The organism is Lujinxingia vulgaris (genome assembly GCF_007997015.1).
Classification (GTDB): Bacteria; Myxococcota_A; Bradymonadia; order Bradymonadales; family Bradymonadaceae; genus Lujinxingia; species Lujinxingia vulgaris.
Genome location: NZ_VOSM01000003.1, coordinates 347,839 through 363,599, shown reverse-complemented (window position 1 = coordinate 363,599; position 15,761 = coordinate 347,839). Strand labels below are relative to the sequence as shown.

General features: G+C 66.1%; 7 protein-coding genes. All 7 read right to left on the bottom strand.

Going from position 1 to position 15,761, the window contains the following annotated elements; all coding sequences use genetic code 11:
• Positions 1–47: 47 nt before the first annotated feature.
• The 7 genes from FRC98_RS08490 to tgt all read right to left on the bottom strand — a co-directional run bounded on the left by FRC98_RS08490 (position 48) and on the right by tgt (position 15,725).
• On the bottom strand, positions 48–7,985 hold the full coding sequence (locus FRC98_RS08490) for a PPC domain-containing protein (protein WP_146980869.1): 7,938 nt from the start codon (positions 7,983–7,985) through the stop codon (positions 48–50).
• Positions 7,986–8,436: 451 nt separating this feature from the next.
• Entirely contained in the window at positions 8,437–8,760 is a 324-nt protein-coding gene (locus tag FRC98_RS08485) for a hypothetical protein (protein ID WP_146980868.1), read from the bottom strand.
• 18 nt (positions 8,761–8,778) lie between these two features.
• On the bottom strand, positions 8,779–10,533 hold the full coding sequence (gene recJ / locus FRC98_RS08480) for a single-stranded-DNA-specific exonuclease RecJ (RefSeq protein WP_230467429.1): 1,755 nt from the start codon (positions 10,531–10,533) through the stop codon (positions 8,779–8,781).
• A gap of 209 nt (positions 10,534–10,742) precedes the next feature.
• Positions 10,743–11,933 carry a protein translocase subunit SecF gene (gene secF / locus FRC98_RS08475; protein ID WP_146980866.1) on the bottom strand — a complete coding sequence of 397 codons (1,191 nt, stop codon included), beginning with the start codon at positions 11,931–11,933 and terminating at the stop codon, positions 10,743–10,745.
• Positions 11,934–12,024: 91 nt separating this feature from the next.
• Positions 12,025–13,839, bottom strand: a complete 1,815-nt coding sequence (gene secD, locus FRC98_RS08470; RefSeq protein WP_230467428.1) for a protein translocase subunit SecD — start codon at positions 13,837–13,839, stop codon at positions 12,025–12,027.
• Between the two features lie 151 nt (positions 13,840–13,990).
• Entirely contained in the window at positions 13,991–14,344 is a 354-nt protein-coding gene (yajC, locus tag FRC98_RS08465) for a preprotein translocase subunit YajC (protein WP_146980864.1), read from the bottom strand.
• 232 nt (positions 14,345–14,576) lie between these two features.
• Entirely contained in the window at positions 14,577–15,725 is a 1,149-nt protein-coding gene (tgt, locus tag FRC98_RS08460) for a tRNA guanosine(34) transglycosylase Tgt (protein ID WP_146980863.1), read from the bottom strand.
• Positions 15,726–15,761: the final 36 nt, after the last annotated feature.

Sequence of the window (15,761 nt, the reverse complement as noted above, 5' to 3'; positions counted from 1 at the left end):
CGGCGATGATTCGCCGGCGCATCAAGGTGAAAAAGGAGCCGAAGAGTTTAGAAGAAGGTGGCCTCCAGCTCGAAAGCTCCGGCGCTTTCGGCGTCGTAGCTGTCGACCACCAGGATGTAGGTGCCGGCCTCGGGGGCGGTGAAGCTCAGCGTCTCGTCGACGGGGCCGAAGGCGTCCTGGCCGGCGAGGCAGCTGTTGGCGTCGCCACAGTGCTCGAGGATATAGAGCGCGAGGTCGGCTTGAGCCCCCTCCATGTTGCGGGCGACGGCATCCATGCGCTCGCCAGCTTCCAGGGTCACCTCGAAGAGGGCCTCGGGGCCCGGGGTGTCGAAGCCGGTGCAGCTGGGGTAGGCCAGGTTGAGGGTGTTGGTGAGCGTGGAGAGGTCGCCTGTGATGGTGCCGGAGGTGCTCAGGGGAACGCGATCCTCGCAGATATCACCGCGCGGGGCGGCGCAGGCGCCGTCGAGGCAGCCACCATCGCAGGGGTAGTCGACAAAGCCGCTGCGCTCCTCGTTGCAGACGCCCAGGGTCTGCGGATCGAAGCAGATGGTCTCACTGGCCTGGCACTGAGGGCTCTCGACCCAGATATCCACGCTGAACTCGCCAGTGGCAGCCGGAGCGCCGGCGTCGGCGTAGATGAAGTAGCGGCCGGGCTCGCGCGCCAGGAACTCGATCACCTGCACCTCGCCAGCGGCCGAGCCGCGCACGCCGGCAACACACTCACCGCCCCCGTCGCCTTCGATCGCGCAACCCTGGCTGATCCACAGCGACCGGTCCGTCTGATCGGAGAGCATCGCCACGATGATGCGCTCATAGGCCTGGGCGTCGACCGAGAAGACCGCCTCCGGCCCGAGCTCCTCGCTGCCGGTGCAGCTCGACGCAGCCTCCGGGGAGTAGAGGGGGGTGTACGCGCCCAGATCCGCCACGAAGCTGATGCCCTCGGTGGCGTCGATGGCCTCCACGCAGGTGTCGTTGGGAGGCGGCAGGCACGCGCCCGACGCACAGCCGAAGTAGCAGGATTGCTCCTCAAAGCGACCCAGCCCGTCGCAGACCTTCAGCGTGTCACCGTCTTCGCAGACGTTCTGGCCGGGCACGCACTCCGCCGGGCCCAGCTCAAAGTCCAGGGTATAGAGCACCGAGGAGTAGAAGGTCGTATCCACCCCCACATACACGGTGCGCGCGCTGTCCGCGGCGTATTCGACAACGTTCCGGGTGCCCATGCCGCTGGCCGACTGGCAGGAGACCTCGGCGTCGGCGCAGTCTTCAAGGAGGTAGAGCATCGCCGAGCCGCTGGCGACCTCCATGCTCACCCTTAAGACCTCACCAGCCTCCATGGGCACGGCGTAGAAGGCGTCTTCGCCATAACTGTTCAAACCGGTGCAGCTTGAGGAAGGCAGGGTGAGCTGATCGCTAAAGCGCGTAAGGGTGTCGCTGACGCGCTGGGAGCGATCGATGATCATCGCCGTGTTGCAGGTATCGTTGAGCTCTTCGTCCGGCGGCGACGCGCAGCGGTCGCGGTCGCATCCGTACTCACAGGTGACCAGGGCGTCGACCTGGGTGCCGCGATCGTTGCATTGGGCAAGCGTCTGGCCGTCGGGCTGGCAGTAGGGCTGGCCGGGCTGGCAGATGCCCCCGCCGCTTACGATCTCGGTGCGCAGCGTGAACGCCCCCGTCGACCAGCTGCTCGTCGTATCAACCACCAGGTAGTAGGTGCCGCTCTCCGGGATATAGAAAGACTCCCGAGAGGTGCGCGTGCGCCCGACCACACACGCCTCATCGACCGACTGCTGGCAGTCACTGAGCAGGTAGAGGCTTATGTTGCTCAGCGCGCTGACCACGCTGGCCTCCAGGATGTCGCCGGCGCTCAAACTCAGCGCAAAGACGGCGTCGCGACCGGCGCCACCGATGGGCTGCGCGTAGACGCAGTCGGCGTCGCGCGGGTCGATCTGCGGGCTGAAGTCGACAAACTCGCCAGTAAATTCGTCGCCGGGGTTGAGCGCGATGGCGTCCAGGCAGATATCGCCCGAGGGCACCTCGCAGAAGCCGCCCAGGCAGCTTCCCTGGCAGGCAAAAGACTCCCACACGCCATAGGCATTGCAGTACTCCACCGAGCCTGCGTCAGCGCTGCACTGGCGAGCGCCGTAGGTGCAGCCGGGGGTCTCGGTGGCGATGGTCAGCTCGTAGGTCGAGGTGCTCGACCAGCTGCTGGTGGTATCCACCACGAGCACAGCCTCCATCGCCTCGGGAGCCACAAAAAAGAGCTCGTTGTCGCGCGGGTTCGCCTCGGCAAAGAGGCAGCTCTCGATCTGCCCGCAGCTCTCCAGGAGGTAGAGCAGGGCGGAGGCGTTGGTGGTGGTCATCTTCGCCCGCAAGACCTCACCAGCTTCCAGCGCGACGCGGTAGTACGTGTCGCGACCGCGTGGTGGGCGGTTTTCAAAGTCGCAGAGCCCCACCTGACTCGCATCGGTGCTGATGTCGACGGTGCCCGCCCAGCCGCCGCTGAAGGTGCCGCCGGCGGTGGCGTCGATCATATCGACGCAGCGGTCGCCGGTGGGGTTAACGCATGCGCCGCCCACACAGCCTCCATCACAGGCCACGTAGTCGTAGACGCCCAGCGCGTTGCACACCGCCAGGTTCTGGTCGTTGTCGGCGCAGGTGGTGCTGCCCGGCTGGCAACTCCCGGGCGACTGCACGTCGACGGCCAGGGTGTAGTCGTTGGTGCTGGTGGTAAAGCGGCTGTCGACCACCAGGGTGTAGGTGCCGCTCTCCGGGGCCTGGAAGTAGAGGGTGCCCGGCCCGGCGTCGGCCAGCTTGTTCAGGCAGGTTGAGGCCTCGTAGCAGTCGTCGAGCACATAGAGCAGCGCGCTGGTCAGGGTGGTGCTGAGCTCGGCGCGCAAGACCTCGCCAGCGCTCAAGTCCACCGTATAGACCCCCTCGGGCCCGCCGCCGGTGTTGAAGCCAAAGTCGCACTGGCCCACCTCGCCACTGCCCGGAGTGATGTCGGAGCTTCCGCCAAACGAGGCGTTCACGACCTGTCCGCTGGTGAGCACCACGGCCTCCGCGCAGCTCTCGCCAGTGGGGCTGGTGCAACGCCCGTCGAGGCAGCCCCCCGAGCAGGGGTGGCTCTCCCAGAGCCCGTTGGCCGCGCAGCGCTCAAGCTGAGTGCCATCGGCTGAGCACTGCTCCTGACCCGGGGTGCATTGCGGGTCGAGCACCTCGACCTCAAGCCCAAAGGCAAGCGTGGTGCTGGAGGTGGAGGTGCGGTCGACCACCAGGAAGTAGCGACCGGTGGAGGGGGCCACGAACTCCAGGCTCGGGTCGTAGCCACTCTCAAAGCGCAGGCAGGCGTTGGCGCCACGGTCACAGCTCTCCAGCACCGAGAGGGTCTCCCCGTAGGCCGACGTGGTGAGCGAGGCACGAAGCACCTGGGAGGCCTGCAGGTCGATGGCGTAGATCGTATCAACGCCCGAGGTGCCGTTCGTTCCCACGTCGCATTGGCCGGCCATCTCCTCGGGGGGATCGATGTGGTTGGTGCCGGTGAAGTCGCCGCTGAGCGATGTGTTGGCGCCTATCAGAATCGCGTCCTGGCAGATGTCCCCGCCGGGTACCACACACGCCCCATCGGAGCAGCCGCTCTCGCAAGCGATGGCACGCAGGCGGCGCTCCTGTGCGTCGCAGTAGGCCAGCACATCGTCGCCGGCGCAGGTGAGCTGGCCGATGGCGCAGGGGCTGCTCTCCAGGGTGTAGTAGAAGGTGAAGGGGGTGGTGCCGCTGGAGAAGCTGGAGGTGCGATCCAGCGCCACCACCAGCGTCTCGTCATCCTCCGCCGTCCAGCGCAACTCGCCGCGCCGACCATTGGTCTGGCTGCGGGCACGGCAGCCGGCCGGGCTGCGGCAGTCATCGAGCATGTAGAGGGTGGCGTCTGCCGAGGGGCTCTCAAAGTAGGCCGTCATCGTCTGGCCTGCCCGAAGGTTCACCTCCCAGAAACGGTCCGCCCCCGGGGTTGCCCGGCTATACCCACCTCCGATGCACGCCGCGGGAGGATCATCGCCGAGATCGAAGTCGCTATCGCCCACCAGATCTCCACGGGCGACCTCTCCCTCGGCCAGGGGCACCGGCTCCCAGCACGACTCTCCGGAGGGGAAGGTGCAGGCGCTATCCAGGCATCCCACCCCGCAGCGGTACTCGTCGTAGATGCCGTACGCGTTGCAGTAGGCCAGGGTCGCCCCGTCGGGGCGGCAGGTCTGGGTGCCGGGCGTACAAACCTGCGGCTCAATGCTCACCGAGAGCTCGAAGGATTGTGTCAGCGGGCTCGCCACGGTGCGGTCCACCGCCAGATAGACGCGCCCGGCCTCCTCGGCCACGTGGTACAAAAAGTCCTCGTCGGGAGCCGCCGCGCTCAGGCAGCTTGAAGTGCCGGCGCAATCGTCGACCAGGTAGAGCAGGGCGGTGTTCGCCGTTGTATCCAGGTCGGCGCGCAACACATCGCCGGCCTGCAGATCCACGGCGTAGAGGGTATCGATGCCCACCGCCTCACCGGTCACGCCGGCGCATCCTTCGGTGGGGTTGATGCTGTCGCTTCCCACCCAGGTGCCCGTGGCCGACTCGCCATCGCCGAGCACGATCGCGTCCTGGCAGATATCGCCCCTGGGCGTTGCGCACGCGCCGTCGATGCAGCCCCCCTCGCAGCGGTAGGGCTCATAGAAGTTCGAGGCGTCGCAGACCCCGAGCGTGGCGTCGTCGATGCAGGCCACCGGGCCCATCGCGCAGCCCGGCGACTGCAGCGAGGTCGTCAGCTCAAACTCCGAGGAGCTCGGCGCGCCGATCACCCGGTCGACCACCACAAACACGCGCTCATCGCTGCTGCCGGCGGTGTACGAGAGGGTGTGTTCACGGCCCTGGCCGCTGCCATCCTGGCAGGTCGCGGCAAGCTCGCAGTTGGTCATCAGGTAGGCCAGAGTAAAGGCGTTTTCCGAGGCGACCTCCACGTCCAGACGCTCTCCGGCGGGCACGTCGATGGCGAAGATCGTCTCCGGGCCGGCCCCCGAAGCGTCGAGCTGGCAGCTGCCCACCGGGTCGGTGCCCAGATCGAGCGCGTTGATGCCGCGGAAGTCGCCCGTGACCTGCTCGCCAACCTCAATGAGGCGGGCGTCGGCGCAGATATCGCCCGAGGGCTCCGCGCACGCGCCCTCATTGCAGCCCCCGGCGCAGGCGTAGCTCTGGGGCTGGCCAAAACCGTCGCAGTAGCCGAGTTCCGTGGCGCTGATGCAGCCCAGAAGCTCGCCCGGAGCGCAGCTCGGGGAGAGCACCGAGGCGCTTAAGGTGAACGCGCCGGCGGCCGCCGCCCGCTGTGCGCCAATCCGTACGAAATAACGGCCGGAGCTCGGTGCCACAAAGCGCAGCTCCTGCTCTCCGGGGAACGTGTTGAGCTGGGAGGCCTGGCAACTTCCTGCAAAATCATCGCAGCGCGTGGCGACTTCGATCGCCGCCTCAAACTGCGCGTCGAGGTGCAGATCGAGCACCTGTTCGGCCTGCAGATCGGCGAAAAAGAGCGCGCCGGGGCCTTCGACGGCCTCATCGCACGCGTTGGCGCCTGTACCCGTGGCGTAGTCGCTGATGCGTCCCTCAAAGCTCGTGCCATCGCTGAGCGCCACGGCCCCTTTACAGACGTCATTCTGCATCGGAGCGCATCGTGCCGCCTGGTCCGGAGCCTGGGCCTCCGCGCAGCCGAAGGCGCAGCTGCGCTCATCGAGGTAGGCCACCCCCGAGGGGCTGCAGACCTCCAGCATGTCGCCGGCGCAGCGGGTCGTGCCCGGCTCGCAGATGACCTCGCCGGCGAGTATGCGCAGCGGGGCCTCTTCGGCGATCTGGGCCTCACCGCTGTCGGCCACCACAAAGACGGTGCGCTCGACGGCCGAGCTGTTGACGTAGACGACGCTCTGTTCAAAACGCCCGTTAAGTTCGGCCTGGCGGCTGTCGGCGCCGGCCAGACAGCTGGAGGCGGGTTGCTGGCAGTTCTCCATAATGTAGAGGGCGGTGTTGGCGATGTTGCTGCTCAGCCACCCCTCGACGGCCTGCCCGGGGCCGAGCGTGACGCGGTAGACCGCGTCGGCCTGGGAGGTCGAGCGGGACTCGAGATTGCCGGGAAGGCAGCTCGCTGCGCCCGGATCGTAGTCCGGCGTCAGATCGCGCCAGCTGACCACCCCTTCAAACCCGTCGGTGGCGTCGATGGCCGCCGAGCAGCGGTCGCCCTCGCTGACCACACACGCACCGGTCTGAGCCGAGCAGCCCTGCTCGCAACTCTGCGGCGCATAGGCCGTGCCATCGTCCAGACAGACCTCCGCCTGGTCCTCACCCACGCAGCGGCTCTGGCCCGGGGTGCAGCTCAAGTCGTCGATGGCCAGGGTCAGGTCGTAAGCGCCGCGCTCAACGGTAGTCTCCCCCTGGACGATCACGTGGTAGACCCCTTCGCGAAGCGTCATCTGCAGCGTCTCTCCGGCCACAACCTCCTCCGCCAGCGCGCACGCCAGCGCTCCGGTCGGGCTGTCGCACCCCTCCCGCAACACCACCCCCAGCGCCGCGTTCGAGTTCGAACGCACGCTCAGGCTCACTCGCCCCGGACGCTCCAGCACAAAGCGGTAGGCCTCGGCCGGCGAGCTCGCGTCGAGGCATTCGCCGGCATCGATCCCCTGGATGGCGTCGGTGGTGTCGCCGGGGTGAATCCCCGGCTCGATCGTCTCGGCGTCGGCGCAAAACGCCGCGATATTCTCTTCGACAAAACGCCCGAAGAGGCTGTAGCGAAGCCCGGAAGAGGGCGCACCCTCGGCCGGGCGCACCTCCAGGGTGTAGACGCCGAGCTCAAAGGCGCGCACGTCTTTCTCCAGGCGCAAAACGCCCCGTTCGTCGCTCTGCGCGCGGGTGATCTCCTCGCCATTCGGATCGAGCAGGCGCACGTCGAGCTGGCCCGCGCCCAGGTCCTCTTCCGCAAGTCGAAGCTCAAAGATTGCCACGCCGCGGATAAGCCCCTGGCCCTGCACATTGTAGGTAAAGCGGTCCACGTCGCCCTCGCAGACCGACGCGCGCACCTCGCCATCGACGGCCTGCGCGGCGTTCAAGTCGGTGGCCTCGCCAGTCCCGTCGTTGGGCTCATAGCTGTCTTGAACGCAGCTGAGCTCCTCGGCCGGGGCACAACGCCCGGCACGGCAGACCCGGCCGTCGAGGCAGTCCACCGAGCGCTCGCAGCCGAGCACATTCTCCCGGCAGATCACTTCGTTGGACGTGTCGTCGACATCGCAGCTTGTGTTGCCCGCGCAGCGCGCACACGCCTCGTCGGGGGCTTCGCAGCTGCCCTCGACGCACCACAGGCCATCGAGGCACTCCGTCTGGTCGTCGCAGACGGAAGCGCTGACGCACTCGCCAGAAGCCGGGTCGCAGACCCCGCGCGCGCAGCTTACGCCTTCGTCGTCGCAGACGTTGGGCTGGCAGGTGTCGTCCTCGGCGCAGTAAAAGCCCGCGAGGCAGCGCGCGTCGTCGCCGTCGCAGCGCTCGGCGTTGACGCAGGCGCGCTCCTCCACCGAACACGCGCCACGCTCACAGCCCAGATCGGCGCAGAAGTCCCCCTCGCTCACGCAGCTTCCCTCCACGCAGAGGTGCGCCTCCAGGCAGGCCGTCTCCACGGTCAGCGAGCTGCACGCCGCGTCGTTGACGCACTGGCCGCTGGCCGGGTCGCAGATGCCCCGCGCGCAGCTGACCCCTTCGCAGAGCCCAGCCTCCGCGTCGGTGCACGCGCCGTCGATGCAGTTGAACCCCTCCAGGCAATCATCCGGCAGCTCGCAGACTGACGCGTTTTCGCAGACGTTCTCGGAGGTGCAGGCGCCCCGCTCACAGGGGGCACGCTCGCTGCACTCCAGCTGCGGCTCCTCGCCACCACAGGCGAGTAGCCCCACACACATATAGAAGACGAAAAAAAGACGGGAGACGCGCATGGCACAGGCCTTAAAAGCGACGGGCCAAAAGCCCGGGTCAACGACGTAAGAAAGCGTTAACACCGTCGCGAAAAGGCGCTCTGCGGTCAAGGTAGGGCTGACCGCCCGGTCACCGCCGATCCCCGGGTCGCCCGGGAAGGAGGAGGGAGCTGATGAGAGGGCGCGCGCCCCTGCCCGGAGCGATGCACGATGCCTTTCCGCGCCTTAAAATCGCGCCGGAAGCGATGGCATGTCGCAAAATACCACACCAGGGGTGGGGTCGAGGCGATGGCATGTTGCAAAATACCACGCCAGGGGTGGGGTCGAGGCGATGCCATGTTGCAAAATACCACGCCAGGGGTGGGGTCGAGGCGATGCCATGTTGCAAAATACCACACCAGGGGTGGCGGGCAGGGCATCGGCTGTGCCAATCTGTCGCGCTTTAGAAGAATTGAGGGGATGCCCGATGCCTTCAGGTCCCCTCGGGGCGCACCGGAGCGCCGGCGGCATCGTCAGGCGCTGCCGTATCGCCCATCTCAGCGTCGGTCTCGGGGCGTTTCTCAGTGTCGACCGTCGGCGTCTCCGCGCCGCTGCGTTCGCCCGCTGGCGAGGTGGCCGGGGCGGCCACCTGCACGTCTTCGGAGGTCAGCGACTCCACAAAGGCGGTGGTCCCCACACCGATCACGTCTCTGAAGGAGAGCAGGGCGACGAGCATCAGCGTGAGTACGGCGATCTGAATCGCGGCCGCGCGCATATTCAGCGCGCGCCGGCGGATGGGGCGTCGGTAGCGTGGCATAGGGGACCGGGGGTTGATTCAGGGCGTGAGCACGCGGTCGGGGCAGCGCTCATCGGCGCGGCGCAGACCGCGGATATGCATCTCCAGGCGAGTGCGCCCGCGGAAGGTCGCGAAGCGGGGAACGAAGGCGACGGCGACGGGCACGTTGAGCAGCGCCGCCTCCTCTGCCATAGAGAACCCGATGCCGTCGATGGCATTTCCGCCGCCCCGAAACTTCGCCTTGAGATGGTTGTTGCCGACCACCCGCACATGCGAGGCCTGGCTCTGGCGGCAGAGCAGCACCGGCTCCCGGTTTCCCGTCCCGAAGGGGCCCAGCCGCCTCAGATCTCGCCCGAAACGCTCATCGAGCTCCCCCAGGCAGACCTCGCAGTCGATGTCCAGGCGGCGCTGCGGCAGCACTCGCCCCTCCAGCCCCCGGCAGAGGCCCTCGTCGAGGCGCTCGCGCAGGGCTTCGACGTTTTTCTCCAGCAGCGAGAGGCCGGCCGCGGCGGTGTGCCCGCCAAAGGTCTCGAGCAGGTCTTCGGAGAAGCGCAGCACCTCGATGACGTTGATGCCGTCGATGCTGCGCACGCTCCCTTTGCCCACACCTTCCTCGTCGATGCCCACCATGGCCACCGGCCGGTGAAAACGCTCCACCAGGCGGCTGGCGACAATGCCCAGCACCCCGCGGTGCCAGCCCCGTCCGGCCACAACGAGCATCTGGCGGCCCAGCGCCACCTCGCGCTCGGCCTCGGGAATCGCAAGCTCCAGAAGCTCCCGCTCCAGGCCCTGGCGGGCCTTGTTCTGGCTCTCAAGCTCGCGGGCCAGGGCGATGGCGCGGGCGTAGCTCTCGGTGGTCAGAAGCTCCACGCAGATCGAGGCGTCGCCCATGCGACCGGCAGCGTTAAGACGCGGGGCCAGCCGAAAGCTGATCGTCTGCGGAGAGATCGGCCCCTGGTCGACGCGGGCGCGCTCCATCAAGGCCGAGATCCCGGCGCGTCGTCGCCCGCCCAGCACGTCGAGGCCGTGGCGCACAAAGATGCGGTTGAGATCCACCAGCGGCACCACGTCGGCCACCGTGCCCAGCGCCACGAGATCCAGGTACTCGCGCACGTCCGGCTCCGGGATGTGACGAAATACCCCGTGGTCGCGAAGGGTCGAGCGCAGCGCCACCACAAGGCAGAAGGTCACCCCCACCGCAGCGAGCTGTTTGAAGGCGAAGCCGCAGCCGGGCTGCAGGGGGTTCAGAATCGCGTTGGCCGGCGGAAGCACCGGCGGCACGGTGTGGTGATCGACCACCACCACGCGCAAGCCCAGCTCCCGGGCCAGCCGAATCTCCTCGACGTTGGAGACGCCGCAGTCGGTCGTGATGATCAGCGAGATACCCGCCTCGGCAAAGCGGCGCACGCTGCGCGCGTTGAGCCCGTAGCCGTCCTGATCGCGCTGGGGGATGGTGTACTCGACCTGGGCGCCGAGCTGGCGCAGAAACTGGTAGAGCAGGGCGACGCTGCAGACCCCGTCGACGTCGTAGTCGCCGTGGATCATGATGCGTTCACCCCGATCGATGGCGGTGAGCACCTCGACGACGGCCTCTTCCATGCCCTTCATGCCAAAAGGGTCGGCCATCTGTTTGAGCGAGGGGTTCAAGAAGCGCGCGGCCTGGTCGACGTCGCCAATGCCGCGCTGCAAGAGAATGCGTGCGGTCAGCGGGTGCACGCCAAGCTCTCCGGCCAGCGTCTCGGCGCTGACGTCTTGAGCTCGGGTTACAACCCATTCGGGGGAGGTCTGTTCCATGGTCGTTGGGCCTGCGTCTGGCGCAATACAAGGGCGCGCGGGGTCGTTCGTCAAAAGGGCGCGCCGGGCGACGGTGAGCCTAACAAAGTTTCCCCCCAACGTCATTCACCGCGCAGAGGAGAGGGGGCGGCCTACTGCTCAAAAAAAGAGCCCCGCGGCGGGCGCCGCGGGGCTCTTAAGCGTCTTGCGTCAACGCGTCAGGGCTGCGTTCACACGCTGGCACCCTGGTCGGCGTCGGCCTTATCGAGCAGCGCCTGAGCCTTGCGACGCTCCTTGAGGTAGCCGTCCATGCGCACCATCAAAGGCGCGGCGATGAAGATCGAGGAGTAGGTACCGACGACGATGCCGATGATCAGCGCGACGGCGAAATCCTGAATCAGGCCGGTGCCGATAATCGCGATCATGGTGACCGCCAGCAGCGTGGTCAGCGAGGTGATCAGGGTACGGCTGAGCGTCTCATTCATCGCGTCGTTGACGACCTCGATCAGGGGCTTGGTGCCGGCGCTGTCGAGGTCTTCGCGGATGCGGTCAAAGAGCACGATGGTGTCGTTGAGCGAATAACCGATGATGGTGAGTACGGCGGCGATGATCGGCAGGCTGATCTCGATCTGCAGCAAAACGAACATGCCCAGGGCAATCGTCACGTCGTGCGCCAGCGCGCCGACCGCGCCCGGGGAGTAGCGGATGTCAAAGCGGAACCAGATGTAGACGAGGATCGCCAGCAGGGCGACGATGATCGAGACCAGACCGCTGTTACGCAGCTGCTCACCGGCGCGCGGGCCGACCGTCTCCAGGCGCTCCAGGCCGCCGGCTTCGGTGAATTTTTCGCCGAACGCCGCCGCGAACCCTTCGCGAATAATGTTCTGAAGGTCCTGGAAGCGCACCGTGTAGAAGGCCTCTTCGGCCTGACCGGCAGTCTGCACCGTCACCTGCGAGAGGCCGGTGGCCAGGATGGCCTCCTCGATCTGCGCGGTGTCTTTCTGGGCGCTGAAGCGAAGGTCCATGCGGTCGGGCTGCTCATCGTTCCAGAGCGCGGCGTCGAGGTCGCCCAGCGCTTCCATCGCGTTGCGGATCTCTTCGACCTTGACCTCATCGACCACCGAGACTTCCTGGGTCTGGATCATAAAGCGACCCTCGCTCTCGGCACCGTAACGCTGCACCGAGGCGTCAGTCAGCCCGATGCTGGCGGCGGCGTCACGCACCTCATCGTCGGTGACGCTGGGGTCGACCTTGATGATCAGCTCGGTGCCGCCGCGAAAGTCGATGCCCCATTTGGGGCCGACGGTGACCAGCAGCACCAGGCTCGCGATCATGAGAATGATCGACACGATCCCGGTGATTTTGCGCTTCCCGATGATGTCGTTCTGCGCATCGTAGGGGTAAATTTGCAACATCTTCATGAGTATCTCACTGCTATTCGAGGGCGCCGCCGGCGAGTCGTGATGACCGGCCGGCGACGCGTTCGCGCGTTCGGGTAATTAGGGGTCTCGCTCAGATGCTCAGCGTGTCTTTCTTGCTATGCGCCATCCAGTCGTCAAAGAGGATGCGCGTCACGTAGACGGCGGTGAAGAGCGTCGAGACGATCCCGATGAGCAGGGTGATAGCAAAACCGCGAATCGGGCCGGTGCCGTACTGCAACAGAACCAGCGCGGCGATACCGGTGGTGATGTTGGCATCGAGAACCGCCGAGAAGGCCAGATCAAAGCCCTCCTTGACCGCCACCCGAATGGGTTTCTTACGCACCACCAGCTCCTCGCGAATACGCTCGTAGATGATGACGTTGGCGTCGACGGCCATACCGACGGTCAGAATGATGCCGGCGATGCCCGGAAGGGTCAGCGTGGCGCCGATGGCGGCCAGGCCGGCCATGATCAGCACCAGGTTGAGCGTCAGCGCGATCGTCGAGATGAAGCCGCTGCGGCGGTAGTAGATGAGCATAAAGAGGATGACCAGGATGCTGCCCACCATCAAAGCGCGCATCGAGGAGTCAATCGAGTCCTGACCGAGGGTCGGGCCGACGATCGTCTCAAACTGGCGCTCGATCGGCGCGGGGAGCGCACCGTGGCGAAGCGCGATGACGAGATCCTGCGCCTCCTGCTGAATCTCGGAGTAGGACTGCATCGAGCCGAGCGTGATCTGGGCGCGACCGCCGAGGATCGGCTCGTTGATCACCGGAGCGCTGTTGACCTCGTCGTCCATCATGATGGCGAAACGCTGGCCGGTGTACTCGGTGGTGGTGTTCCCGAAGAGCTCGGCGCCCTTGGCGTCGAAGTTCAGCGAGACGTAGGGGCGGTTGAACTGCTGGTCGACCGCCACGCGGGCATCCTGGATGTAGTCGCCGGTCAGCTCCGCCTCGCGGTAGACCAGGTAGGTCTTCCAGTAGGACTGCTGCTCATCGATGACGCCGTTCTCGCGGTCGATGTAGACCGGGTGGAACTGGTAGCCGATGGCGCGGTCGTCGGGAGCGCGGCCGGCGAAGAACTCCTTGAGCGCGTCCTTGCTCTGGTGAGTCACCGAGAAGTAGCCGCCGTCGATGCTGCGAAGCGCAAAGCCCGCGGGGAGCTGGCCGCGGAACTGGCCGAAGTACTGGTTGGTGCCATCGTCGTCGACCATCTGGAAGCGAAGCTGCGCGGTCTGACCGATGAGCTCCTTGGCGCGCTCGATGTTCTCTTCCTGGATGCCCGGGAGCTGAATGACGATGTCGCTCATGCCCTGGCGGGTGATGGAAGGCTCGGCCACACCCAGCGCGTCAATACGCGAGCGGATGGTCTCGATGGCCTGGGTCACCGCGAAATCTTTGGTCTCGTCGATGTAGTTCGGGTCCATCTCCAGGCGCATCGTGTTGCTGCCCGTGTCGGTCAGCAGCATGCTGGGGAAGAAGCCCATGAACTCTTCGGTGAAGAGATCCTTGTCGGCCGACTCTCCCAGCGTGACATCGATGTAGGTCTCACCCGGGGGGTGATTGGCCTCCACCTCAATGCCTTCCTTCTCCTGAGCCAGACGCTCTTCGAGGTCGGAGGCCATACGCGTGAGGCGGTCCTGGACGGCGCGGTCGACATAGACGTGGTACTGCAGAAGCAGCCCGCCCTGGAGGTCGAGGCCCAGCGTCAGGGGCTGGATGCCCTCCCAGGTCACCTGGCCGGTAGCTTCATTGGTCTCCAGGAACATCGAGGCGACGCCATCGGTGCTTCCCGGGGCGCCGTCGAGTTTGCCATCGGACCAGTCGATGATCGTGGGGGTCAGCACGTAGAGCGCGACCAGAAAGGCCACGACAACAACTCCCCAGCGGTACAGTGAGCTCTTCATAAAACCGAAACTCCGTTCGAGCGCGCGGCCAGCGCCGGGCCATCCTGGCCCGGGCGGCAAAGCGCGCTCTGTCGTCAATTCGCGAGCCGGACCCCGCATCGTAGAGGGCCCGGACACATTCTTGGGGCAGGCGTCAGGCGACGCCGCCAAATCAGTCGTCTTTCTTCTTCTGTTCGGGCTCGGGGTCGCCAACGGTCACGGCGCTACCCGGGATCGGGTGCAACTTATTGCGGTCGAAGCGAACCTTGGTGCCCCGGGTCAGCTCCACATGGGCGATGGCGCCGTCGATGCTCACCACCTTGCCGTAGAGCCCGCCGGCGGAGATGACCTCATCGCCGGCCTTCAACCCCGAGACAAAATCGCGGTGGGCTTTGGCCTCTTTGGCCTGGGGGCGGAGCACGATGAACCAGAAAATCAGCACCATCAGGCCGATAAAGACCAGGTTCATCATCGGGTTCGGCGCACCGGCCGCCTGTGCGAGTATCACGAGTTGGGGGCTTTGCATGATTGGCGAGGTCTCCAGACCGCAGAGAGAGATGAAAGGTTCGAGCCAGATTCGCTGGCGAGGCCATAGCCCGGCGCAGCGAGGGTTTTATTTCCCGGCAGCAGCAAAAGGGCATTTTCTCCGGCTCGCAAGGACGCTGTGAATTAGCAGCCTTCCGGGGGCGGGTCAAGCGCGCGCCGGCGCAGGCTCTGGCGCGGCGTCGGGTGCGCAGGCCGGGGCGTTTACGCCGCCTTCAGCGCGAGCCTCCCTCGGCCTGCAGTTCATGGAAGCGCTTGCGGAAGGCCTCAAAACGACCCTCGACGATCGCCTCGCGGGCCTGCCCGACCAGCGTCAAAAAGTAGCGCAGATTGTGCAGGGTGCAGAGCTGCGGCCCGAGCATCTCTCCGCTCTTGAGGAGGTGACGCAGGTAGGCGCGCGTGAAGTTTCGGCAGGTGTAGCAGTCGCAATCTGGGTCCAGCGGGCGCAGATCTTCTTTATGTACCGCGTTTCGCACCACGACGACCCCGCGGCTGGTGAAGCACTGGCCGTTGCGGGCGTTGCGGGTGGGGATCACACAGTCGAACATATCGATGCCGCGCGCGATGCACTCCACCAGGTCTTCGGGCTTTCCGACGCCCATCAGATATTTAGGCTTCTCATCGGGCATCATCGGCGTGGTGAACTCGACGGTGTCGTACATCGCCTGGGTTTCCTCACCCACGCTCAGGCCTCCGATGGCCATGCCCTCAAAGGGAAGGGGCCCGAGCTCTTCGAGGTGCTCGCGCCGTAGCTTCTCGCTGGTGCCTCCCTGGCCGATACCAAAGAGCGCGCAGTCGGTTCGCGTGCGCGCCTCCAGGCAGCGCTTCTCCCAGCGGGTGGTGCGCGCCATCGACTCGCGCATGTAGTGCTCATCGGCGCCGGCAGGCGGACACTCGTCAAAAGCCATCATGATATCGCTCCCCAGGGTCTCCTGGATCTCGATGACCTTCTCCGGCGTAAAGAGGTGGTAGGACCCGGAGATATGATCCTGAAACTCCACGCCTTCCTCGCGGATCTTGCGCAGATCTTTAAGGCTGAAGACCTGGTAGCCCCCCGAGTCGGTAAGGATCGGCCGGTCCCAGCCCATCATCTTATGGAGCCCCCCGTGGGCGCGCACCACGTCGAGGCCCGGCCGAAGGTAGAGGTGGTAGGTGTTGCCCAGAATGATCTGAGCCTCCACCTGGCTGGCGAGCTCATCGGGGCGCATCGCTTTGACCGTGCCCACGGTGCCCACCGGCATAAAAATCGGCGTCTGGACCGTGCCGTGGGTCAGCTGCAACTCGCCGGCGCGTGCCGCGCCGTCTCGCGCCACCTCCCTGAATGAAAAAGTCTCGCAACGTACACTGTTGGCGATCGACGTCATAAATGGGGTCCTTTCAGCCCGAGCGGGCAGGGGGGA